Annotated in this window: 20 protein-coding genes; 12 read left to right on the forward strand and 8 right to left on the reverse strand. The window is 34.8% G+C overall.

Annotated elements, in window-relative coordinates; all coding sequences use genetic code 11:
• Positions 1–575: 575 nt before the first annotated feature.
• The 3 genes from ACH2CJ_RS20870 to ACH2CJ_RS20880 all read left to right on the forward strand — a co-directional run bounded on the left by ACH2CJ_RS20870 (position 576) and on the right by ACH2CJ_RS20880 (position 4,722).
• Positions 576–1,376 carry a class I SAM-dependent methyltransferase gene (locus tag ACH2CJ_RS20870; protein ID WP_394996246.1) on the forward strand — a complete coding sequence of 267 codons (801 nt, stop codon included), beginning with the start codon at positions 576–578 and terminating at the stop codon, positions 1,374–1,376.
• 99 nt (positions 1,377–1,475) lie between these two features.
• Positions 1,476–3,914, forward strand: coding sequence for an endonuclease MutS2 (locus ACH2CJ_RS20875; protein WP_394996248.1), 2,439 nt, complete (start codon positions 1,476–1,478; stop codon positions 3,912–3,914).
• 148 nt (positions 3,915–4,062) lie between these two features.
• A complete protein-coding gene (locus ACH2CJ_RS20880) occupies positions 4,063–4,722 on the forward strand; it encodes a DUF1080 domain-containing protein (protein ID WP_394996250.1) in 660 nt (219 codons plus the stop codon).
• Between the two features lie 57 nt (positions 4,723–4,779).
• On the opposite strand, the gene ACH2CJ_RS20885 is transcribed toward ACH2CJ_RS20880, so the two are convergent.
• From ACH2CJ_RS20885 to ACH2CJ_RS20910, 6 genes are all read right to left on the reverse strand, one after another.
• Positions 4,780–5,298, reverse strand: coding sequence for a hypothetical protein (locus ACH2CJ_RS20885; protein ID WP_394996253.1), 519 nt, complete (start codon positions 5,296–5,298; stop codon positions 4,780–4,782).
• Between the two features lie 126 nt (positions 5,299–5,424).
• Positions 5,425–6,264, reverse strand: coding sequence for a hypothetical protein (locus tag ACH2CJ_RS20890; RefSeq protein ID WP_394996257.1), 840 nt, complete (start codon positions 6,262–6,264; stop codon positions 5,425–5,427).
• A gap of 14 nt (positions 6,265–6,278) precedes the next feature.
• On the reverse strand, positions 6,279–7,106 hold the full coding sequence (locus tag ACH2CJ_RS20895) for a tetratricopeptide repeat protein (protein WP_394996259.1): 828 nt from the start codon (positions 7,104–7,106) through the stop codon (positions 6,279–6,281).
• 70 nt (positions 7,107–7,176) lie between these two features.
• The gene (yidD, locus tag ACH2CJ_RS20900; protein WP_394996261.1) at positions 7,177–7,572 is read right to left on the reverse strand and encodes a membrane protein insertion efficiency factor YidD; all 396 of its coding nucleotides are present in this window, start codon (positions 7,570–7,572) and stop codon (positions 7,177–7,179) included.
• Positions 7,496–8,227 (reverse strand): hypothetical protein, encoded by a 732-nt coding sequence (locus tag ACH2CJ_RS20905; protein ID WP_394996264.1) that lies wholly within the window; start codon positions 8,225–8,227, stop codon positions 7,496–7,498. The genes yidD and ACH2CJ_RS20905 overlap by 77 nt, the downstream gene beginning before the upstream one ends.
• A 79-nt stretch (positions 8,228–8,306) precedes the next feature.
• Positions 8,307–8,924, reverse strand: coding sequence for a lipoprotein (locus ACH2CJ_RS20910; protein ID WP_394996266.1), 618 nt, complete (start codon positions 8,922–8,924; stop codon positions 8,307–8,309).
• A 246-nt stretch (positions 8,925–9,170) separates the two neighbouring features.
• Between ACH2CJ_RS20910 and ACH2CJ_RS20915 the strand changes: the two genes are divergently transcribed.
• Positions 9,171–9,845 (forward strand): nitroreductase family protein, encoded by a 675-nt coding sequence (locus tag ACH2CJ_RS20915; RefSeq protein ID WP_394996268.1) that lies wholly within the window; start codon positions 9,171–9,173, stop codon positions 9,843–9,845.
• Here ACH2CJ_RS20915 and msrA read toward each other — a convergent pair whose 3' ends face one another.
• Complete coding sequence (gene msrA / locus ACH2CJ_RS20920) at positions 9,846–10,517, reverse strand: peptide-methionine (S)-S-oxide reductase MsrA (protein ID WP_394996271.1); 672 nt, start codon at positions 10,515–10,517, stop codon at positions 9,846–9,848.
• Positions 10,518–10,589: 72 nt separating this feature from the next.
• Here msrA and ACH2CJ_RS20925 point away from each other — a divergent pair, with 72 nt between their 5' ends.
• The 3 genes from ACH2CJ_RS20925 to ACH2CJ_RS20935 all read left to right on the forward strand — a co-directional run bounded on the left by ACH2CJ_RS20925 (position 10,590) and on the right by ACH2CJ_RS20935 (position 16,451).
• Positions 10,590–11,480: a polyphosphate kinase 2 family protein gene (locus ACH2CJ_RS20925; protein WP_394996274.1), complete on the forward strand. Its 891-nt coding sequence runs from the start codon at positions 10,590–10,592 to the stop codon at positions 11,478–11,480.
• 241 nt (positions 11,481–11,721) lie between these two features.
• Complete coding sequence (mfd, locus tag ACH2CJ_RS20930) at positions 11,722–15,072, forward strand: transcription-repair coupling factor (RefSeq protein ID WP_394996277.1); 3,351 nt, start codon at positions 11,722–11,724, stop codon at positions 15,070–15,072.
• 83 nt (positions 15,073–15,155) lie between these two features.
• The gene (locus ACH2CJ_RS20935; protein ID WP_394996280.1) at positions 15,156–16,451 is read left to right on the forward strand and encodes an SUMF1/EgtB/PvdO family nonheme iron enzyme; all 1,296 of its coding nucleotides are present in this window, start codon (positions 15,156–15,158) and stop codon (positions 16,449–16,451) included.
• 56 nt (positions 16,452–16,507) lie between these two features.
• On the opposite strand, the gene ACH2CJ_RS20940 is transcribed toward ACH2CJ_RS20935, so the two are convergent.
• Positions 16,508–17,194 (reverse strand): ComF family protein, encoded by a 687-nt coding sequence (locus ACH2CJ_RS20940; RefSeq protein WP_394996283.1) that lies wholly within the window; start codon positions 17,192–17,194, stop codon positions 16,508–16,510.
• A 38-nt stretch (positions 17,195–17,232) separates the two neighbouring features.
• On the opposite strand from ACH2CJ_RS20940, the gene ACH2CJ_RS20945 reads away from it, so the two are divergent.
• From ACH2CJ_RS20945 to ACH2CJ_RS20965, 5 genes are all read left to right on the forward strand, one after another.
• Positions 17,233–17,592 (forward strand): hypothetical protein, encoded by a 360-nt coding sequence (locus ACH2CJ_RS20945; RefSeq protein ID WP_394996285.1) that lies wholly within the window; start codon positions 17,233–17,235, stop codon positions 17,590–17,592.
• Between the two features lie 95 nt (positions 17,593–17,687).
• A complete protein-coding gene (locus ACH2CJ_RS20950) occupies positions 17,688–18,449 on the forward strand; it encodes an exodeoxyribonuclease III (protein WP_394996288.1) in 762 nt (253 codons plus the stop codon).
• A 27-nt stretch (positions 18,450–18,476) separates the two neighbouring features.
• A complete protein-coding gene (locus ACH2CJ_RS20955; RefSeq protein ID WP_394996291.1) occupies positions 18,477–21,908 on the forward strand; it encodes a DUF4175 family protein in 3,432 nt (1,143 codons plus the stop codon).
• A 271-nt stretch (positions 21,909–22,179) separates the two neighbouring features.
• Complete coding sequence (mnmG, locus tag ACH2CJ_RS20960) at positions 22,180–24,042, forward strand: tRNA uridine-5-carboxymethylaminomethyl(34) synthesis enzyme MnmG (RefSeq protein WP_394996293.1); 1,863 nt, start codon at positions 22,180–22,182, stop codon at positions 24,040–24,042.
• Between the two features lie 70 nt (positions 24,043–24,112).
• The coding region (locus ACH2CJ_RS20965; RefSeq protein ID WP_394996296.1) for an Ig-like domain-containing protein at positions 24,113–24,526 on the forward strand (414 nt) is incomplete at its 3' end.

The raw sequence follows: 24,526 nt of genomic DNA on the forward strand, positions 1-24,526 counted from the left end.
ATATTTACTCATCAGGAAGGTTTTGATTTATTCTTTAAGCTCGACACTCAAAGGTAAATCTTTATTTTCCTGCTTTTTTCTACCGTTGCAACAAAGTCATTTCTTGAATAAGATTTATTTTCTCCCAATAATTATCATCACAAATTGGTATAAATGGAAACAGTTTCATTAAAATGATTGCTAAAAATGATACCACAAAAAGGGAGTTAACAGATTTATCAATGCGGCGAATAGAATTAAAGATGCTTTGCATGGTAGTATATTCAGGTCTAAAATAGCAAATTAAAGTTAGTCTAAATTTACAATTTCAACTAACCTCGCTATGTGAAGGCTGTGCCTTCGTATTTCTTGAAATATTTAAGTAAGTTTGGCTGATTTAAAATCAGTCATTTTGTAAGCCGTTGTTACAATGGCATCTGAGAAATAGACGAACTAAACAGCCTTTATATCACACAAATATAGCCCAAACCCCAAAAAATTGTAATAATTTTACACAAATTTATTATCCAATTTCATGCTTTACTCACAAGATATAAAACAAAAATTAGGCTTCGACAATCAAATAAACCAATAAAATGAACCAAACATTCCAAGCAAGGGCAGAAATGCCACAAGGGGCTAATAAAGTCCTTGACCGTAGAAACATTGAAAATGCCTATTCGAGTCTGCTTGGTCTGCTCACGAGTGAACTCTCGGTGCTTGATGTGGGTTGTGGCTCGGGAGCAATTACGGCCGATATTGCTCAAAGAGTAAACGGCAAAGTTGTGGGTATTGATTTTAGTCAACATTTAATTGATCTGGCTCAGAAAAACTATGAGCATGTTCCAAACCTGAGTTTTAGATTAGCAAATATCAATGATTATGTTTCGGACGAATCTTTTGATTTGGTTATTGCTGCCCGAACTTTGCAATGGGTCAATAATCCTGCAGAAGTTGTGTCGAAAATGGTCGGTTTGTTGAAAATCGGTGGAAAAATTTCAATTAATGACTATAACCACACCAAGATCGAATGGTCGCCCACTCCACCAAAATCAATGTCAGAATTTTATTCGGCATTTATTAATTGGCGAACCGACGCTGGTTTTGATAATAAAATTGCCGATAATTTGCTCAATATTTATCAAAACTTAGGCTTGTTTAATATAAATATTGTTCCTCAACACGAAACAAGTGTAAAAGGCGAAGAAGATTTTGAAGCAAGCACCAGAATTTGGAGCATAGTTGCTGAAACTCGTGGCAAGCAAGTAGTGCAAGATGGCTATATTTCGGAAGAATTACGTTTGCAAGCAATCCAAGGGTATGATGCTTGGATTAGGAATGAGGCTCAAAGTATGACGCTTTATTTATTGGCGGTAGAAGGAACAAAACTCACTTAGGCTCAATTCCATTGGATTATAATTCATAGACTTATCTTCTCCAAATAAACAAACACCCAAATATTATGATAAATTTGTATTTATTTATCACAATATTTCATGCTTTACCCCCAAAATATAGAACAAAAATTAGGCTTTGACAAAATCCGTGAACATATCGCCGAGCAATGCGTGAGTTCGCTTGGACGTGCTTTTGTTGAAAAAATTCGCTTTTCTGACGACTTCAAAATCATTGATAGATTGATTCGTCAAGCTGCCGAATTTAAGTTGATTTTACAAACCGAATCTGATTTTCCGGAACAAAATTATATTGATGTAAACGAGGCATTAACAAGAGCTGCCATTGAAGGTGCTTTTGTGAGCGAAGAGCAATTCTTTGAGATTAAACTTTCGCTTCGCACCATTCAACAAATCATTCATTTTTTCAAACTCAAAGAGGACTATCTTTATCCTGAACTAAAAACGCTCGTCAAAAACTCTCTTCCGATTGTGGAAGTGAAAGGTGGAATTGATGGCTGGGCGGCTGTTATTTCTCAAATTGATAAAATAATTGACGAACGAGGAAAAGTACGAGATAATGCTTCGCCCGAATTGGCCGATATTCGCCGCCGCTTGATTTCTGAGCAAATTGACTTGCGTAAAACTTTGGAGCGAATCCTCCGCACAGTCAGAAATAGTGGTTGGATTGGTGACGAAATGTCGCTTACGATTCGAGATGGTCGCATGGTAATTCCTATTTTGTCAGAGCATAAACGCAAACTTAAAGGCTTCGTACATGACGAATCGGCAACGGGGCAAATGGCTTTCGTAGAACCCGCCGAAGTATTGGAAGCCAACAATGAAATTAGAGAATTAGAAGCTCGTGAACGCCGAGAAATTGTTAAGATTTTAGAGCGATTAACTGACTTCGTTCGTCCACACGTTCCTGCTTTACGTAAGGCATATTTGTTTCTTGGAATCGTTGATTTTATTCGAGCAAAAGCTAAATTTGCCCTCAACATTGATGCAACAGCACCACTTTTAGTAGAAAATCAAGCACTTGAATGGTATAGAGCAAAGCATCCTTTGTTGTTTTTATCGTTTAAAAAACAAGGAAAAAGCGTGGTTCCACTTGGCATAAAATTAGAACAAAACAACAGAATTGTTTTGGTTTCTGGGCCAAATGCTGGAGGAAAATCGGTCATGTTGAAGACCATTGGTTTGGTGCAGTACATGGCTCAATGTGGTTTGCTTGTACCGGTTTCGCCCGACTCAAAAGTGGGTGTTTTCAAGAATATTTTCATTGATATCGGCGACGAACAAAGTATCGAAAATGACTTGAGTACTTATAGTTCGCATCTAACAAACATGAAGTATTTTGTCAATTTTGCTAATAAAAACACTTTGTTTTTGATTGACGAATTTGGCACAGGAACAGAGCCCAGTTTGGGCGGAGCAATTGCCGAATCTATTTTGGAGCAATTACTCAAATCGAGTGCTCATGGGGTTGTCAATACACACTATACTAATTTAAAGGTTTTTGCAGATAAAAATGCTGGCACGGTAAACGGTGCAATGAAATTTGATGCCGAACATTTAGAGCCTCTTTATGAACTCGAAATTGGGAAACCTGGTAGTTCGTTTGCTTTGGAAGTAGCACAAAAGATTGGTCTGTCGAAACAAATTATTGATAATGCCAAACGAAAACTGGGTTCGCAACAAATTGATTTTGAGAAACTTATCAAAGAATTAGAAATTGAGAAAAAAGTTTTTTCTGAGAAAAACAAAGAATTTATTGAAAAAAATCAAAAACTGACTCATACGCTCGAACAATATACTGGCTTGAAAAACTTTTTGGATTTAGAAAAAAAGAAGATTTTGAACGAAGCCAAAACTCAAGCCAAAGAATTATTGAAAGAAGCTAATCGAAAAATAGAAAATACGATTCGAGAAATAAAAGAGGGAAAAGCCGAAAAAGATGCCACAAAAGTGTTGCGTCAAGAGCTTCAAATTTTTCAAGAACAAGAATTAAAACTTCAAAAAGTTGATGAAATCAAACAACCAATTGGCGACGAATGGGAAACAAGTAATGGTGAAATTTCGGTAAAAGATTTTGTCCGAATAAAAGGACAAGCCACTATTGGTGAAGTAATTTCCCTGCGAGGAAAAGATGTAGAAGTAGCCATTGGCGATTTGAAAACGAATATCAAGCTCAATCGCCTTGAAAAAATGAGCAAAAAGGAGTACAAAGATGCAACCAAAGAAGTAGCACGTCCAAAACTTTCGGGCATTGATATGAACGAAAAAATGGCAAATTTTAGCTTTAATCTTGACCTTCGTGGCAAACGAAGCAGCGAAGCTTTGGGCGAAGTTGATAGCTTGATGAATGATGCGATTATGCTCGGCTATCCCGAACTTCGTATCGTACATGGCAAAGGCGACGGTATTTTACGCACACTTATTAGGCAACATTTACGAGGCTATAGCCAAGTAGCTGGTACAGCCGACGAGCATGCCGACCGTGGTGGTCAGGGTGTTACGATTGTAAAGATGAAATAATTTGAATTTACGACGGGGTCGCCCGTGCGAGTATGATTGTATATGACTTATCCTTAAAGTTTTCCTAATTTCGTAAATCGTCATTGCAATAACAACCCGTTCAAAAATCATAAATTTAATTTTAAATAATAACCCCTTCTATTCAACAATGAAAAAAGTATTGATTTTAGCTCTTGCGGCTTGTAGCTTCGGGGCTTTTGCACAGAAAGGCAAAACAGTAAAACTATTCAACGGAAAAAACACTAATGGCTGGCATACTTGGCATGAAACGACAGTAAAAGGCTGGCACGTAATGGACGGAGTATTGATGTCGCACGGTGGCAATGGAGACCTTGTAAGCGATAAAGAATACGAAGATTATGAGCTTACTTTTGATTTTAAGGCAGCTCCAAAAGGTAATAGTGGCGTGATTTACAAAGTTCTTGAAAGACCTGATTTGAAGACTTCTTATATGTCTGGGCCAGAATATCAGATTATTGATGATAAGAATTATCCAGATCCGATTAAAGATGTCCAGAAAACAGCAGCAAATTATGACATGCAACCAGCCAATGATTTGACAATCGTGAAGCCTGCTGGCGAGTGGAATAAAGGGAAAATCTTAATTAAAGATAATCATGTGGAACATTGGCTCAATGGCAAAAAGGTAGTTGAGTACGAATACGGTAGTACCGACTGGCAAGTAATGGTAGCCAAAAGTAAATTTGCCGAGTGGGAATTTGCCAAGGCTCACGCCAAAGGAAAAATTGCTTTGCAAGACCACGGCGATATGGTTTCTTTCCGAAATATTAAAATTAAGGAATTGTAAGACACAAAAAAGGAGAGCTTTCAACGGCTCTCCTTTTTTGTAGCATTTATTTTTTACTTAGAATTTAAATGTTATACCCACTGTGCTGTAAGGAAACCCTCCTTCTGCATAAATACCCACTTTCTCTTTGAAGTAGTACCTTGCTCCTACAAACCCGCCTAACATAAGACCAGCACTTGTTCCATTATAATTTGACGAATAGCTATCGTTATATTTAACAGCTCTAAAGCCACCCATGAGACCCACATAAGGGTCTATTTTGTTGTCATCAATACCTAAATCTTTTAGGTATTTTCCTACGTGTGCCGCCACTCTGCCACCAACGCCAATATAGGTAACACGATAATTGCTACTTACTAAATAGCCGTAGTTTCTCGAAGAGAAAGCACCAATAGCTCCGACGCTTAATAAATCAGATATTCCTACATCTACTGATGCGTTTACTCCAAGGCCATAACCAAAACCAACGCCAACACTAAAGTTTTTTTGGCCTTTTTCAAACGCTTGTGCTTGAGCATTTTCAGAGGAAATACAACTAAATACTGCTAAAACAGCAACTAAAAGTAAATTTTTCATGATAATTAAATTTATTTTATAGATATTTCTTAATAAGGCGAAATTTAGGAAAACACAATTTTAAAACAAACATTTATGATAAAAAATGATGCGAAATTCAATTAAGCGGTTTCTAAAAAAGAAAAATCATTGAGAAACCTCATCTAAAATTTCATTATAAACCTTTGCTCGACGTTTCTTTTTTTGATTTTCGGCAATTATTTCTGCTTTTTTATATCCTCCTGAATAATATCTTTGAAACCACGGAACCATCGTAATTAAAGCATCCAAAGGATTAGCACTTCTTACAGCGGCCGTAATGCCCCATGCAGCTATGCCTGCGGTGAGTAAAATTGAATTAGCCCCGTTTTTAATATCTCCTGCATAAAACTGCCCCAGCCCTGGCATAATCATACTTAAAATTCTTGCTTTTCGTGGACTCAGTCGACTTATTTTTTCATTTTTAATAAACAGCCCCTCTACCCTATTACGGCTTTTTATATTGGTTGTATCTATTAATTGTATGAACTCCTTTTTTGACTCATCAAATTTTTCTATCGAAAAATTTAGAAGTGCAGAATAAAAAATCTTTCTTCGGTTTTGCTCAAAAGTTAGTTTATCGGGTAAATTTAATAATTCAACTTGGGCATATTCAAAGCTATTTTGTATTAAATAACAAGATAGTTTTCTGAACAATATTTCGGCTTTTGAGCTATCTGTTTTTTGTTGAAAAAAAGCCAATTCATAATAGTCCGCAGCTTCTTCATATTCGTGTGTTTCATAAAGGCAATCGGCAATGTTTTTATAACAGCGTTTTCGGTATTCCTCAACTTTGTCAAAATATATAACTCTGCGGTAGGTTATAGCTGCTCCAACATAATCTTGTTTTTCGTAAAGCTCATTGGCAAAGTTGAAACTTTGCTTAATGTCTTGTGAAAACCCAAATTTAGAGATTATTATAAAAAGTATTAAAAGTATATTTTTCATAAATCATATGGTTTTCAATAATAACTATTAAAAAGATTATCTATTTTATTTCTGATAAGTTGATGACTTTTCTTATTGTAACCTTTTGCCGAAACAACCGAACCATAAATATTGCCAAGATGAAAACCTAATGCGACTCCTCCATAAATCCAGCCTCTGGTGCTTTTCACTCCACTTTGATGAAATCCTCGATATGACTGAAAGACCATTGTGCCAACAAAAAACATCGAAACCAAACCGTCTTTCCAATCTTTTGCATAAAATCTACCCGCCCCTGGAAATATGGCAGACATCAAACCCGCTAAGGCTGGATTTTTCTTTTTAATATTAATTGCCTGTATTGCCAAATCTTTATAATCGGTTGCTAATTTGTGGTCTTCGTCTTTGAGCGTTTGCAAAATTTGATTGGCTTGTTTATAATTGTCTTGCAGGATTTCGGCAGTTGCAGATAAAATTATTTTGTCTGGTTGCGAAAGCTGAGTATTCATTTCCCAAAACTCTTTTGCAGCGTTGTAGTTAGGTTTCAGCAATAATGTTCGTCCATATTCAACGGCAGAGGCTGCACTCATTATTGTTAAGTTGGGGTAAAGTTGTTTGGCTCGAAGTACTGTTTCGTCGAATTTTCCTGAGCGACGATACATAGATAGGAGGGAAGTCTTCAAAGTATCATTTGAGGGAAGCATAAAAACCAGTCGCTCAAACTCACGAGTTGCTAATTCGTATTGTGCAGATTTTGCAAGGTATTCGGCAAATTTCTTTGTATTATCGTAATTATAAATGTCTTGTGCGGAAACGTTTATTGATTTAAAAAGTATTAAAAGTATTAAAAGTTTTTTTTTCATTTTTTTTAAAATATAATAAATTTATAAATAGCTATTCATAGAATCAACTACATGTAAATCGTAAATACTCTTAGGGTTTATCTATCAATAATTTTGCCTTTATATCTATTTCATATTTAGTTGGACTCAGCCCATTGCAGCGAGTTAAACGATCCATCGTTTTGATTCCGCCCATCACAACGCCATTTTTCTTAACTGATAAAATTCCATATTCCGAACACGAAGGTGTAAAGGTACAAACGTTTAAATCTTGTGATGAGAAAAAGGTTTTATAAAACAAAAAAAGTCCTGAAAACAAATATTGAATTTCGTTACGGTTATTTTTAGCTTCTTTATAAACACGCTTTATTGGCTCTTGAACTACGCCACGATGCAAATTTATCTCAGCCTTACTTTGGGCTAATAATGGGTTGCTTAGGTAAAGGCTTAGTAGTAGGGATAGTGTAATTATACATATTATTTTCATCTTCTTGGTCTATAATAATATTTTTGTAGGTCGTTTGTTGAATATTTTGAGTACTGTCAGTATTATTAGAAATTTGTGTTACTTGTCTTGGAAACTCAACCCCATTTATATTTACATAGTCTTTGAAAAACTGTTGGCTCAATAATTTATCGTTGAAATCATAAAAAGCAATTGCATCCAATCGTTTGTTGACATTTGCCATTTTTATTTTTCCCAATGTTTTCATTAACCTTTTTTCTGTAACGCTCCATGTTGTTACTACTCGCCCATCTTTCTCTTTTTCTACTTTTGTTATTTTATAAATTCCAGCAGCTTTGCCCGAATTAATACCATAGTCGGCCAATTTGCCAGAAAGCGATAAATGAAAAATGGAAAACTCATTTACCACCATCACATTTTGAGAAGATATTAACTCACCATCTTTACCTATTTTGAATAATGTAGTATCTTTTATTATTATTGTTTCTACTTGTGGAAAGTGCAGCTTATAAATCAATTTCAAAGAAGGTTTGTCATAATAGACCTTTCCAACAGTGAGGCGATAAGTGCCGTTCGATAACTTATCTTTTATCGAAACATCACTTTTTATTCTATAAAATTGTTGTGCGTTTACAACTTGAAAGCCTAAAATCAAAATAAATAATAAATTCTTCATCTTTTATTTTATTGAATAAACAAAAATAGCCCAAACGTTTTATTTGGACTATCTTTTAAATATAATATGAACATTAAAATCAGAAACGTCCTCCAATTAATCCTAAAACTACAACATAATAAATAACCAAAACAGCGGCAAAAACTAAACAACCAAATAATGCTTTCTTGGTTTGGTCTTTGTCTTTATCGGTTACTAAGTAAACAATCAAGACTCCCACTAAGCCCAAAACACAGCCCCACCAAAAAGCAGGAATATTTAATGGTAATTCGCCAGAAGCTACAGTATTAGTAACGTTTGTGTCTAAATTCAAATCTTTTGTAAGCTCAGAATCTTTTACATCTTCTAATGTTGTGCCTTCGTGTGATGTTACATATTGCTCCAATTTATTTAATTTCTCGAATTCTGAGTTGATACTTTGCTCATTCATTACCATTGCTGGTTGAGTTGCTACATTCTCGTCCGATAATGAAGTAGAAGCAACTACTGAATTATCAGCAACCATTGTTGCTTCGGTTGGAGCAGAAACCACCACTTCTTCTATTGCTGGTTGTGCAGCTACAGGTAAAGCGTTGCTCGCTTGTTTTTTAGCAACAGCATAAGTAGGTGTGCTACTTTTCTGGAATGTTGCGTATTCTTTCTTTTGACAAGAAGCTAACACAACTAATGCTGAAAGAAATAGGACTAATTTTTTCATGAAACAAATAGTTTAGAAGTAAATGAATGATTATTAAGCACAAAAATATAATTTAATTTTGATTTTCAAAATGACAATAAATATATAATAAAATATTTTTAATTCTGTCAATTTAAGGTTTTCTCTAAATATTAAAACTTTATTTTGTCATCAATAAATACAAAAGAAAGAAAAAAAAACGCTTTTTACTTTTTTTAAGAATTAAAATTACAAAAAAATTTACTAAACGGTCAAAATATACGTAAAATGTTAAAACAGCATTCTCACATTCGCTACGAATCTATTTTATGTCTTGATGAAGATACATTGATTCAAAAATCAGAATCCTATCTTAAACATCTAAATGCTCGCCGTTCTTTAAGATTTTTTTCTGATAAGGCTGTTCCGAAAGATGTCATTGAAAATATTATTATGGCCGCTTCAACAGCCCCATCTGGAGCAAACAAACAACCCTGGACTTTTTGTGTAGTTTCCGCTCCCGACTTAAAAAAGCGAATAAGAATAGCTGCCGAAGAGGAAGAATATAGAGGTTATAATAGCCGAATGTCGGATGAATGGCTGGAAGATCTAAAACCTTTTGCCACCGATTGGCAGAAACCGTTTTTAGAAATTGCTCCGTATTTGATAATTGTTTTCAAAAGAGCTTATGAAATTAAAGCTGCGGGAAAGAAAAACCAAAACTATTATGTAAATGAATCGGTAGGTTTAGCTTGTGGATTTTTGCTAACGGCTATACATGAGTTGGGCTTGGTTGCACTTACGCACACACCAAGCCCAATGGATTTTTTAAGCAAACTTCTAAACCGCCCTTCCAACGAAAGACCATTTCTTCTTATTCCTGTCGGCTATCCTGCCGATAATGCAACCGTGCCAGACATTAAAAGAAAAGTGAAAGAACAGGTCATTGCTTGGTACGAATAATTAATCCTTTTTAACCTTATCTTTAAATACTTTCTGAAACTTTTCAACTTTTGGTTTCACAACTAATTGGCAATATGGGTTCGAGCCATTTAGATTGAAATAGTCTTGGTGATAATTTTCTGCTTTATAAAAAACACTCGCTGCTTCAAAAGTCGTAACAATAGGAGTATCGAATGCTCCTGACGTGTTTAAGTCTACTTTGTATTTTTGTGCAATGGCTTGTTGGGTATTATCATGGTAAAAAATAGCCGACCGATATTGCGTTCCAACATCATTTCCTTGACGATTCAACGTAGTTGGGTCATGTGTTTTCCAGAAAACTTCGAGTAATTCTTCAAAGCTAACCTTCTGTGGATTATAAGTAATTTGACAAACTTCGGCATGTCCTGTCTGTCCAGAACAAACATCTTTATACGTGGGGTTCTTTGTTTTTCCACCCATGTAACCAGACTCTACTTTATCCACACCTTTCAGCTTTTGGAAAACTGCTTCTACGCACCAAAAACAACCCGCACCAAAAGTGGCAATACTCGACGTAACAGCTGGCGAAGTTTCGAGTTTTACATTAACATTTTCTTGATTCATTTTTTTTAGTTTGTTTTGTCTATATTGTGCATTCGAAGCAAAGCTCAACAACACAATTCCGATAACTAATACGTTTTTAAATTTCATTTTCAACTGTTTATCTATTTAATAACGTTTTTTGAATAACAACGTTTTTTAATTCTAAAAAGATTTCAAGCAATGAAAAAAATTAATACTAATGCGTTTTTATTTGATGGCAAAGGCAAATTCTCAATCAAAAAAACCGACACCAAAGTTAAAGATTATTATGAGAATAAAGAAGACTATGAAGTCTCTTTGAGCGAAATGCAAAAAAAGATGGATGATTTGCAAGACAAAATGTTTGCTCATAACCGTTATGGACTTTTGGTGGTTTTTCAAGCACCTGATGCAGCAGGAAAAGACGGAACATTGAAGGCGGTCTTCTCTGGCGTAAACCCTCAAGGTATGAGATTTTACTCTTTCAAGAAACCAACCGACACCGAACTTGAGCATGATTTTCTTTGGAGAACCAATATGCAATTGCCCGAACGTGGTACTATTACTGTCTTTAATCGTTCTTATTATGAAGAGGTTTTAGTGGTAAAAGTTCACCCAGAAATTTTATTAAACTCGCAAAAACTTCCAACTGAAAATACGAGTGATTTAGAAAAAGTTTGGAAACACCGCTACGAAGATATCTCAAATTTAGAAAAATATCTTTTCCGAAATGGCATACCAACTATCAAGTTTTTCTTGAATGTTTCAAAAGCAGAGCAAGCCGAAAGACTTATTGAACGCATTGAAGACCCAACAAAGAATTGGAAGTTTCAAGTGCAAGATGTAAAAGAACGAGAGTTTTGGAATGACTACCAGAATGCTTACGAAGAAGCCATCAATGCAACTGCTTCTGAGTCATGCCCTTGGTATGTAATTCCTGCCGATGACAAAAAAAATATGCGATTGATTGTTGCACAAATCATTATCGAACACCTAGAAAAATTTAATATGAACTACCCCAAATCAGATGCCATCCGTCAGAAAGAACTCAAAAACTTGATCTCTGTTATCAATGAGCAAGAATTGTCTTAACTTCGTTTTAAAGGCTAATAAACCATTTTAAACGAAATCTTTAAGCGTGCGTAATTCTATATAACTATTTCATTATCAGTACTTTATAATATATTTTTAAACAACAAGTGTTTTTACTAAAAACAAACATTTTTTAGGTATTATATCCTAATTTCAATGTTATTTTTTATCTTTGTATTGTTATTTTAGGACGCGGAGAAAGCTCTTGCGTCCCTTTCGTTTTTATAAAAAACCCAATATTGTGGAAGCTCGCGAACTACTTAAAATCTACGAAGAAGACGGGTTTATCCAGACGCTTGTAGAAGAAATAAAGACCAAAAGTCATATACACCTTAAAGGTCTTTCGGGGAGTTTAGATGCCCTTATTGCGGCCGTAAATTATCGTTTAAATCCTCAGCACAACATTTTTATCTTGAATGATAAAGACGATGCCGCATATTTTTATAATGATTTACAAAACTTACTAGGAGAGGAGGGCGTTTTTCTTTTCCCGATGTCGTACAAAAAGCCCTATCAATACGAAGAAATTGATAATGCAAACATACTTCAACGCTCTGAAGTGCTGAATCAACTCAATAATGACAAAACAAATCTTCTGATTGTTACTTATCCTGAAGCACTTTCGGAGAAAGTAATCAATAAAAAATCTTTGATTGCCAATACATTACAAGTCAAAGTCGGGGAGAAATTCGACATCAATTTTATCTCAGAATTATTGATTTCTTACGATTTCGATAAAACTGATTTTGTCTATGAGCCTGGACAGTTTTCTATACGTGGTGGTATAGTTGATATATTTTCTTATGCCACCGAATACCCTTGTAGAATTGAACTTTTCGGTGATGATATTGACAGCATTCGAATGTTCAACCCCGAATCTCAGCTTTCACTCCAAGCGGTCAATCAAATAAACATTATTCCCGATGTTCAAAGCAAATTGATTCAAGAAACTCGCGAGACATTCTTTAGTTTTATTCGTAATAAAAGCTCTATTTGGATAAAGGACGTAGAATATTCACTTCAAAGTATTGAGGTTTGTTTTGAACAAGTTGAACAACAATTTCAGCAAATCTTAACAAATAGTGGTGGAATTAAAGTTATTCTTGAACCCGAAGAACTGTTTGAAACTCGTCGTGGTTTTTTGAACGAAATTAAGAAATTCAATATTGTTGAATTTGGCACAAAGTTCTATTTTAAAGACGGCGAAAAATTGATTTTTCCTTCAAAAAGTCAGCCAATATTCAATAAAGATTTCAAAAAGTTAATTGACAATATTAAGGAAAACCAGTCGAAGAATATCACCACAATTATTTCTTCTGACTCAATAAAGCAGCTCAATCGCCTCAATTCTATCTTTGACGAAATTGACCCCCTTATTAAATTTCAGACTTTACAGATTTCGTTGCGTGGTGGCTTCATTGACGAATTGACCAAAGTTGCTTGCTACACCGACCACCAAGTTTTTGACCGTTTTCATCGCTTCAAAGTAAGGGATAAATTTAGTAAATCTAAAGCTTTGACTTTGAAAGAATTGAAGTCTTTGCAAACAGGGGATTATGTTACACACATTGATTATGGTATTGGTCGTTTTGCGGGTTTAGAAAAAATTGTTGTCGGAGATAAAGATCAAGAAGCTGTTCGTTTGATTTATCGTGACAACGATATTTTGCTCGTAAATATTCACTCATTACATAAAATTGCAAAGTATTCGGGCAAAGAAGGCACACCTCCAACAATGAGTAAGTTAGGCTCAAGCGAGTGGGAAAATAAAAAATCAAAAGTAAAGCGGCAAGTAAAAGACATTGCCAAAGAGCTAATTGCCTTATACGCCAAGCGGCGTTTAGCACCTGGATTTCAGTTTTCAAAAGATGGCTTTATGCAGGCCGAACTGGAATCGTCTTTTCTTTATGAAGACACGCCTGACCAAGCAAAATCTACAAATGATGTAAAAGACGACATGGAAAAACCATATCCGATGGATAGGCTTGTTTGTGGTGATGTAGGTTTTGGAAAAACTGAAATTGCTATTCGAGCAGCTTTCAAGGCAGTTGCCGACAGTAAGCAAGTTGCAGTTTTAGTTCCAACAACAATTTTGGCAATGCAACACCACAAAACCTTTGCCGAACGACTTTCTAAATTACCTGTCAATGTTGAAGAAATTAGCCGTTTTCGCACAGCAAAAGAAATTGCACAGACCCTAAAAAACATAAAAGAAGGTAAAACAGATATCCTAATTGGTACTCACCGCATATTAAATAAAGATATAGTTTTCAAGGATTTAGGGCTTTTGATTATTGATGAAGAACAAAAGTTTGGAGTAAAATCAAAAGACCGTTTGAAAGAAATGAAGCATAATGTTGATGTGCTTACTTTGACAGCAACACCCATTCCAAGAACACTTCACTTTTCTTTATTGGGTGCTAGAGACCTTTCTATCATTTCGACTCCACCACCCAACAGGCAACCCGTAACAACCGAAGTTCATGTTTTCAAAGAAGAGTTGATTCGAGATGTAATTAGTTATGAACTAAAACGGGGTGGACAGGTTTTTTTCGTCCACAATCGTGTAAATGATATTGAATCAATTGCTAATATTATTTTACGATTAGTGCCAGACGCCAAAATTGGTATTGCTCACGGGCAAATGGACGGCGATAAATTAGAGAAAGTAATGATGAAATTTATCGAAGGAGATTTTGATATTTTGGTTTCCACCAATATTATTGAATCGGGCTTAGATATTTCAAACGCAAATACTATTATTATCAACCAAGCACAAAACTTTGGAATGTCTGACTTGCACCAAATGCGTGGTAGGGTAGGGCGTTCAAATCGAAAAGCTTTTTGTTATTTGCTTACCCCACCAATTTCTATGCTGTCAAAAGATGCCCGAAAACGCTTAAACACACTCGAAGAATTCTCCGATTTAGGTGATGGCCTAAAGGTTTCTATGCGGGATTTGGATATTCGTGGAGCGGGAAATTTACTTGGGGCTGAACAAAGTGGTTTCATCAATGATTTGGGATATGAAACTTATCATAAAATTTTGGATGAAGCTGTGCAAGAACTAAAAGAAAGTGAATTTAGAGAACTATTCACCAAAGATTTGACCGCAAGTATTGATTTACGTTTACCCGATTGCCAAATCGAAACTGACTTGCAGATTATTATTCCAGAAAAATATGTAACAAATATCTCTGAAAGACTCTCTCTGTATAATCAATTAGATAACATTGAAAAGGAAGAAGAATTGCAAGAGTTTCAGAAATCAATTATAGATAGATTCGGTTCTTTGCCCCAAGAAGTGCGAAATTTGCTTAAAATTGTGCGTATTCGATGGAAAGCGGAGCAAATTGGATTTGAAAAATTAACATTAAAAAACAATATACTAAAAGGATACTTCGTTTCACAAGAACGTACAGAATATTTTCAAACTGATAAGTTTGGCAATATTCTTGATTATATAAAGAAGAACCCCAAAAGGTGTTCCCTCAAAGAAATTAAGACAAAACTGCTACTTACCGTAGAAAATGTACTTTCTATTGATGAATTGGACAATTTATTAAGTGGTATTGTAGAAAATAATCAATAATCATAAGATATAGGTTGTCATTATATTAACTGAATTAACCTATTTTTGCAAAACGAATTTATTTAACAAAAATCATTCCGAAAATGAAAAAACTACTTTTTAGTTCGACTACGGTTGCATTAGCTCTTACGCTGATTCTAAGTGGTTGTTCGAGCAAAAAGAAAGCCTCAAGCATTAATCCTGGTCGCAAAAGTACTGCTACTGGTATTGCTTACGGCAAAAAAAGTAAGAAAGGGGGAGAGCCAGAAGGCTTACAAGTGAAGGATTTTAAAGGACAACCCGCTGGTCCGAACCTTGTATTTATTGAAGGTGGTCGTTTTACTATGGGAACAGTGGAAGAAGATGTAACTTTTGCTCGTGACAACTTGGAAAGAACGGTCACGGTTTCGTCATTCTATATGGACGAGACAGAAATTACTAATCTCCACTGGTTAGAATATCTTCATACTATTCAAAAAGACTCCTCTCAAGAGTTTTACGAAACAGCTCTGCCAGATACAACCGTTTGGCTAAATAAACTTTCATTTAATGACCAATTTACTGACCAATATCTTCGCTATCCAGGCTTCAGAATGTATCCTGTTGTTGGTGTTTCTTGGGTACAGGCTTCTGATTATTGTAAATGGAGAACCGATGCTGTGAACGGCGAAATGGCAACTCGATACGGTGATAAAAGTAAGAAAGCGAAAGGTGGTGGAATGGCTTTTGGAAAGAAAAAGAAAGATAAAAATGCGACTGCCGAAGCCCCTGTTGTTAAAACAGGCGGTCGATTAGCCATCGAATCTGGTAATGTGCTACCTGCTTATCGCCTCCCGACAGAAGCTGAATGGGAATATGCAGCAAAAGCAATGATTGGTACCCAATATATGGATGAAAATCAATCAAACCAACGTATTTATCCTTGGGATGGTTCTTCAATGCGTAAGAATAAAGGTAAACAAAAAGGCACTATGCTTGCCAATTTCAAGCGTGGTCGTGGTGATTATGCTGGTATTGCAGGACATCAAAATGATGGTGGAATCATTACTACAGAAGTTTATTTATTTCCAGCCAACGATTTTGGTTTGTATAATATGGGTGGAAATGTAAACGAGTGGGTTATTGATTTATATCGCCCTAACTCTTTCCAAGATGTTAATGATTTGAATCCAATTCGTCGTAACGACTTCTTAGATGAAGATAAAATGTATGACAAGAAAAACTTCAATTCATTGATCGACAACAACCTTCGTGTGTTTAAAGGTGGCTCTTGGAATGACGTTGCCTATTGGTTATCTCCAGGTACACGCCGTGCGTTAGACCAAGATTCTTCAACAGCAACAATCGGTTTCCGTTGTGCAATGATTGCTATTGGCCCAAAGGGAAAACGCAAGTTATAAAATTAAATATTCTGTTTATTTAGAAAAACCCCTCCCCAAAAAGAGGGGTTTTTTGTTTATTCTGCCGTTGCTATTGTAATCACCGAGATGTCTTTACACCCTTCATTAAGCAACATAGCAGCAAGCGATTCTATGGTAGAACCCGTTGTCAAAACATCATCTACAATTGCTATTCTTTTATCTTTAATTTTCTCCATATCTTTTACTTCAAAAATATTTTCTACATTCTGAAACCTTTCATAGCGAGACTTTTTTGTTTGTGAATCCGTATGAATAATTCGATTTACAGCTGACGTTTCAAAAGGAATTTCTAATGCCATAGAAAGCCCTTCTGCTATGCAATCAGCTTGATTATAACCTCTTTGTCGTAATTTAGTTGGATGTAGTGGCACTCCAATTAACAAATCTATTTTCTTCTCAAATGCTACAGATTTTAAATCTATTCCATACAGTTTTCCTAAAAAAACACCAACCTCTGGCTTATTCCTATATTTTAACTTATGAAGCAATTTCTGGACTTTGCCTTTTTTTGAAAACTTTAAATACGTAATAGTATTGGCTATCGGTATTTTACCCCAAAACCTCTTTGAAATACTTTCGATTGCATCAATATGAGAATTTGTTCGAGGCAAATCTATAATACATTTCACACAAATGAGATGTTCTCCTCCTAAAAGGCTTTCTTCACACGCTTCGCACGAACGAGGGTATATTATATCCAGTAAATGCTTGAACCAATTCATAAGCTTTGTATTAAGTTTGTATAAAAATATATTTACAAATGAACGAAGAAGAAATCAGTCTCAAAGAAAACTGGCAAACATTACAAAGTTTTCTAAAAAATAATCTTGGAAAAAAACCTACTGACTTAAATGGTGTTTTATTTATAATCGGTGTACAAGAATTGGGTCAAGGTAAAAAGTTTTTTACAAAAGAACAAAAACAAGACTTAATGCACATTGCAATTTGTAAAGTTTTGAGCTACGGAGGATATTATCAACTTGATGGAGTTGACGGAGAAGGTTGGCCTCATTGGAGGCTTATTCAACCTTTACCACATTTTGATATGGTTGCTCAAGAAAAACTTCTCAAACATTTTGTCTTAGAATATTTTAGAAAAGAAGTTGGTTTGCATATTTAATTTGTGATTTTGTTATTTAGTAAGCGATTGATCATAAACTAAAACCATTCTCTTTACTTTAAGAATAGTTTACCCTAAAACACTTTATTTTAAGTATGAAAATAATAACTTATAATGTAAACGGTATTCGTTCGGCGATTAACAAAGGTCTATTAAACTGGATGGAAAGCACCCAAGCAGACGCAATTTGTTTACAAGAAATAAAGCTTTCAGAAACGCAATTAGTCGCACCATTCTTTGAAGACTTAGGCTTTCATTGTTATTGGTATCCAGCTCAAAAACGTGGTTACAGTGGAGTAGCGATTTTATCTAAACAACAACCGCTTAATATTGAATACGGAATGGGTCATTCTTCTTATGACGAAGAGGGCAGAGTTATTCGTGCTGATTTTGAAGACTTTTCTTTAATCAGTGTTTATTTTCCTTCTGGTTCATCGGGCGATCAGCGTCAAAACTTTAAAATGAAATTCTTAGATGATTTTTTCGTTTATATTGAAGACCTTCAAAAGAAATTTACAAACCTTATTATCAGTGGTGATGTAAATGTCTGTCATCAGGAGATAGACATCCATAACCCTAAGAGTAATGCAAATTCGTCGGGGTTCTTACCTGATGAAAGAGCATGGGTTGGCAGATTTCTTGATAATGGTTATATAGATGGTTTCCGACACTTTAATCAAGAACCTCATCATTATTCGTGGTGGTCGTATCGGGCTGGTGCAAGACAAAAAAATCTTGGATGGCGTATTGATTACCATTTTGTGTCGGCATCTATGCAAACTCGTTTAAAAAGTGCGGCAATTCATTCTGAGTTATTGTTTTCAGACCATTGTCCTGTTGAAATTTGCTTGTTTTAATTGAAATTTTATTAAACTCATATAATCATGTCTAATTCTGTAAAAGCTATTTTTGAGAAAATAGATGACTACAAGCGTAAATATTATAAAAACCTTTTAATTAAAGGTCTGTTATTTACATTAGCTTTAATTTTATCAACTTTTCTATTTGTCAGTGCCGTTGAGTATTTCGGTCGCTTCAACTCCTCTATTCGAGGAATTTTATTTTTTAGTTTTCTCAGCTTAGTGGGTTATGCTCTTATTTTTTGGGTAATAAAACCGTTACTTTATTTATTACATTTTAATGAACCACTTACCTATGAAAAAGCTGCGAATGAAATTGGAAAGTTTTTCCCAGAAATAGGAGATAGACTTCTCAATACTCTGCAATTGGCTCAACTTTCAGACAATGATAATAGTTTGCTACAAGCCAGTATCAGTCAAAAAACACAAGAACTTAAGTTTATCAAATTTGCTGATGCTATCAAAATCGGTGAAAATAAAAAGTACCTAAAATATGCACTGCCTCCTTTGGTCTTAGTTTTATTGATTGCAGCAGTTTCTCCAAAGTTTTTTAAAAGTAGTACAGAACGTATTGTTTACTTTCAAAAGGATTTTGAAGAAGAGGCTCCTTTCAAATTTAAAATTACCAATGAAGATTTAAAAGCAGTAAAAAATGAAGACTTCACGATAAATTTGTCACTTATTGGCAACGCCGTACCTGAGGATGTTTATTTGGTTTCCAATGACCGAAAGTTTAAAATGACATCTGTTGATAACAAACATTATAACTTCACGTTTGCAAAAGTTCAAAACCCCTTAGATTTTCATTTTTTAGCTTCTGGTTTCAAATCCAATGAATTTGAGTTGGAACTAATTAGTCGTCCAAATCTTTTGTCTTTTGATGTTGCTTTAAATTATCCATCTTATTTAAATAAAACTGGCGAAAGCTATGACAATGTAGGTAATTTAGTTGTTCCTGAAGGAACAAATGTTGAATGGAATTTCCGTGCGGTAAATACCGATTCTCTTTATTTGAGTTTCGAGAATGAACCAAAGCATTTGGCAAAAGACGGTTTCGGTGATAACTTCTCCTATAATCGCCGTTTGAAAAATTCGGCTTCTTACAAAATTCATCTAAAGAACTCTTTTAGTGCCAATCGTGATAACATTGACTTTTATATCAATGTTATTCCTGATAAATATCCTCAAATTCAATTAGAGCAAATTCGTGATACAACCCTCTTTAATTACATTGTTTTGGGTGGAAATATTAACGATGATTATGGTTTGGCACAATTCAAACTTTATTATAAGTCTATTCAAGATAATAACAAGAATCAAGTCTATGCTTCTATTGATGTTGCATTTAATAAATCTCAAAGTTCGCAGAGCTTTTATTATCAACTTCCTTTAAGTGACTTAAAACTCAACCCTGGTGATAAAATTGAGTATTATTTGCAGGTTTGGGACAATGATGGTGTGAATGGCTCTAAAAGCACTAAAACGCCTGTTATGACGTTTGCTTTGCCGTCTTCCAAGAATTATGATACTGATGTTGAAAAGGCAACCGAGAAGACTGAAAACATGCTCGAAAAGCTCAATGAGAAATCTAAGAAACTGAAAGCAGAATTGAATAATCTCGAAAACAAACTTAAAAGTAAAAAAGACCTTGATTTTCAAGAAAAGAAACAATTAGAAGAATTACTCAAAAAGCGTGAAGAACTCATGAATGAGATGAAAGCTATGCAGGAGCAATTTGAAAAGATGCAGGAAAAAACTAATCGTTTTCAACAACAATCTCCCGAACTTCAACAAAAAATGGAACAACTCAAAAAACTCATGGAAGAGTTAATGAATGATGAAACCAATAAAATGTATGAGGAGCTAAAAAAGATGATGGAGAAAGGAATGGATGAGAAAACCGTTGAACAACTTGAAAAACTAAAAAATCAAGAACGTAATATGGACAAAGACATTGATAGAACCCTTAAACTTTTCAAACAATTACAATTACAACAAAAAGTAGAGAAGACTGCTGATGAACTTGAAAAATTAGCTGAGAAGCAAGATAAGTTAGGTGATGAAACTCAAAAAGCTGAAAAAGATAAGGAAACTGATAAAAACAACGAACAAAATAAAGGAAAAATGGACGAAAAAAACGAGGAGTTAAAGAAAGAACAAGAAAAAATTTCTAAAGAGTCTGATGAAAAGAAAGAACAAAATAATGATAAAAAGGACGAAAAAAGCGAAGAATTGAAGAAAGAGCAAGAAAAACTTTCTAAGGAGTTTGATGAAAAGAAAGAACAAATGAAAGATATAGAAAAACTTAGCAAAGAATTAAAGAAAGAACTCGACGACCAAAAAGAAGAACAAGAAGATATTTCTAATGACCAAGAAAACGCAGAAAAGCAACTTGACCAAAAAAAGAATGATTCGGCAGCTAAAAATCAAAAGAAAGCTGCCAAGAAAATGAAGGCTATGGCAAAGCAAATGAAAGAAGCGATGCAAAGCCAAGAGTCGAAAGAAATGGAAGAAGACATTGATGCCTTGCGTGCGATTCTTGAAAACTTAGTTAAACTTTCTTTCGACCAAGAGAACTTGATGAAAGACTTCCGAAATATGACGGTTTCAGACCCAAGATTCGTTAAACTTTCTCAAGAACAACTCAAACTCCAAGACGATGCCAAGATGGTGGAAGATAGTCTTTATTCGCTTGCCAAGAGAGTTTTACAGATTCAGTCTTTTGTTACGAAAGAAGTTACAACCATGCGAAACTCAATGGATGAAAGTGTGAAGTTTATTAAAGAAAGAAAATTAAATGTAGCATCTGCCAAACAACAGTTTGCTATGACTTCAATAAACAACCTTGCTTTGATGTTAAGCGATACTTTTAGTCAAATGCAACAAATGATGGCGAATGCAATGCCCGGTGCTGGCAAGAAAGGAAAGAAGGGTCAAAAACCATCACCTATGTCAATGGGTGAAAAACAGGACGAACTCAGTAAGCGTATGGAGAAAATGGGTAAGTCGGGGCAGGGTAGTAGAGGCTTATCTGAAGAGGCTGGTAAACTTGCACAAGAGCAAGCACAATTACGTAAGCAGATTCAGAAGATGCAGGAGGACTTAAAAGGAACTGAGCTTGGTAAAAAACTAGGCAATGAACTAAAAGACTTGGAAAAGAAAATGGATGATAACGAAACTGATTTAGTTAATAAGCGAATTAATCCCGAATTGATACGACGGTCTAAGGAATTACAAACTCGTTTACTTGAAGCCGAGAAAGCTGTACAACAACAAGAGGAAGACCCAACTCGTCAATCTAAGGCTGCACAACAATTTAACCGTCAAGCCCCGCCTTCTATGGAAAAGTTTTTACAAGAAAAACAAAAACAAGTGGAGTTAATTCGCACAGTTCCGCCTAATTATACACCATTCTACAAGAAACAAACCGATAATTATTTCAGAAAAATTAAGTAATCATTTTTCTTAGTAAATTTGCAGGGACGCACTAAAAGCGTCCCTTTTTTGTTTCTTATTCAATAAAGTATAGTTGTAAATAAAACGTGACCTTATTCTGTTTAAGACGCAACTCTGTGGTTTTCACAAACCAGCACACCAAGACTATCGGAAGAAATTCGTCCAATTGTTGAGGCTAAAATTTTAAGTTTCACGTGAAACAACTTATTTCTTGGTTTTTAAAAACAACAAAATGTTTCACGTGGAAACATAATTAAAAAAAACAAAAGCAATGTTTAAACAATATGATGTTATAGTGGTTGGAGCTGGTCATGCGGGTTGCGAGGCAGCAGCAGCAGCGGCTAATATGGGTTCGTCTGTTTTATTGGTTACAATGAATATGCACACCATTGCTCAGATGTCTTGTAATCCAGCAATGGGTGGAGTAGCAAAAGGACAAATTGTTCGTGAAATAGATGCTTTGGGTGGACAATCAGGAATCATAAGTGATAAGACTATGATTCAGTTTAGAATGTTGAATCGCTCAAAAGGCCCTGCGATGTGGAGTCCAAGATGTCAGAGTGATAGAATGATGTTTGCTCAAGAGTGGAGAGATACGATGGAAAGAATCTCGAACTTAGACTTTTGGCAAGAAATGATTGAAGGGTTAGTAATAAAAGACAATAGAGTGGTGGGTGTTCGTACAGCAATGGGTATAGAAATACAAGGTAAATCGGTAGTGCTCACTAACGGTACTTTCTTGAATGGAAAGATTCATATAGGAGAAAAAAACTTTGGTGGAGGTCGTACAGGAGAAAAAGCAGCTACAGGAATTACTGAACAATTAGTAAGTTTAGGTTTTGAATCGGGACGAATGAAAACAGGAACACCGCCTCGTGTAGATGGTCGTTCACTGAATTGGGATTTAATGGAAGAACAAAAAGGTGATGAAAACCCTGAAAAGTTTTCTTATACTGATACTCCTAAATTAACTAAACAAAGAAGTTGTTATGTTACTTATACAAATGATAAAGTACATAATGCACTTAGAAAAGGTTTCGACAAATCTCCAATGTTCAGTGGAAGAATAAAGGGTTTAGGGCCAAGGTATTGTCCTTCAGTTGAGGATAAAATTAACCGATTTGCAGACAAAGACCGTCATCAGATATTTGTTGAACCAGAAGGCTGGAATACTGTTGAAATGTATATCAATGGTTTTTCAACTTCACTTCCAGAAGATATTCAGTATGAAGCCTTGAAACAAATTGAAGGATTTGAAAATGTAAAAATGTTTCGTCCAGGTTATGCCATAGAATACGATTTTTTTCCACCAACTCAGTTAAAACTTACATTAGAAACTCATTTGATTGAAAACCTATATTTTGCTGGTCAAATAAATGGTACAACAGGATATGAAGAAGCTGCATGTCAAGGATTGATGGCAGGAATAAATGCTCATAATAAAGTACACGAAAAAGGCGATTTTATTTTGAAAAGAAACGAGGCATATATTGGTGTATTAATTGACGATTTAGTAAATAAAGGAACAGACGAACCATATAGAATGTTTACATCTCGTGCCGAATTCCGTACATTATTAAGACAAGATAATGCAGATATACGATTAACTCAAAGAGGCTTTGATTTGGGATTAGCTTCTGAGAATCGTTTAGAAAGAATGATAATCAAGAAAGAAAGTTCTGAACAAATTGTAAAAGAGATAAAAACAAGAAAGATTACACCTGATGATGCCAATGGTTATTTAGAAAGTATCGGTTCTTCACCAATAAGAGAAAAGTCTTCTATTTATAGTATTTTGAAAAGACCTGAAATTGAAATAAAAGATATAAGAGCTTTCGGTGGAGAAATTGCCGCGTTTGTAAATAGTTTTGACGAGGAAATAATAGAACAAGCGGTTATTCACGTAAAATATGAAAGTTATATCGAAAAAGAATTATTAATGGTTGAAAAAATGGCAAGGTTAGAGGATTTACAAATCAATCCAAATTTTGATTACGAGCGATTAACTTCAGTATCAATTGAAGCAAGACAAAAATTAAATAAAATTAAACCGCAAACATTGGGGCAAGCCTCTCGAATAAGCGGTGTTTCTCCCGCCGATATTTCGGTGATAATGGTTCATCTTGGAAGATAAAAAAATATAGTTTCTTAATTACCCTCAGCAATCTGTTGAGGGTTTTGTTTTTATAAAAAATACTATTCTCATGAATAAAAAGAACATCAATAAAAGTCTGACTTTAATAATTGCCTATTCTATGTTAGTGAGTTGTGCTCAATTTGTACCACCAACGGGAGGAAAAAAAGATGAAGTAGCCCCAAAACTTATTAAATCAAATCCACCAAATGAGCAAAAAAATTATAAGGGAAAAGAATTTGAATTAATTTTTGATGAATTAATTGATGCAACAAGTTTGCGTCAAGAGTTATTAATTGTGCCAGAACCAGAAGGGACTTATGATATAAAACAAAAATCAAATAGTGTTATTCTTAAATTTGATAAACCATTTAAAGATAGTACAACTTATACTTTTAATTTCAGAAAAGGAATAAATGACTTAAATGAGCGAAATGAAGCACGTAATCTTAAAATTGTATTTAGTACAGGTAATAATATTGAT

The sequence above is a fragment of the Emticicia sp. genome (genome assembly GCF_043780375.1).
Lineage (GTDB): Bacteria > Bacteroidota > Bacteroidia > Cytophagales > Spirosomataceae > Emticicia.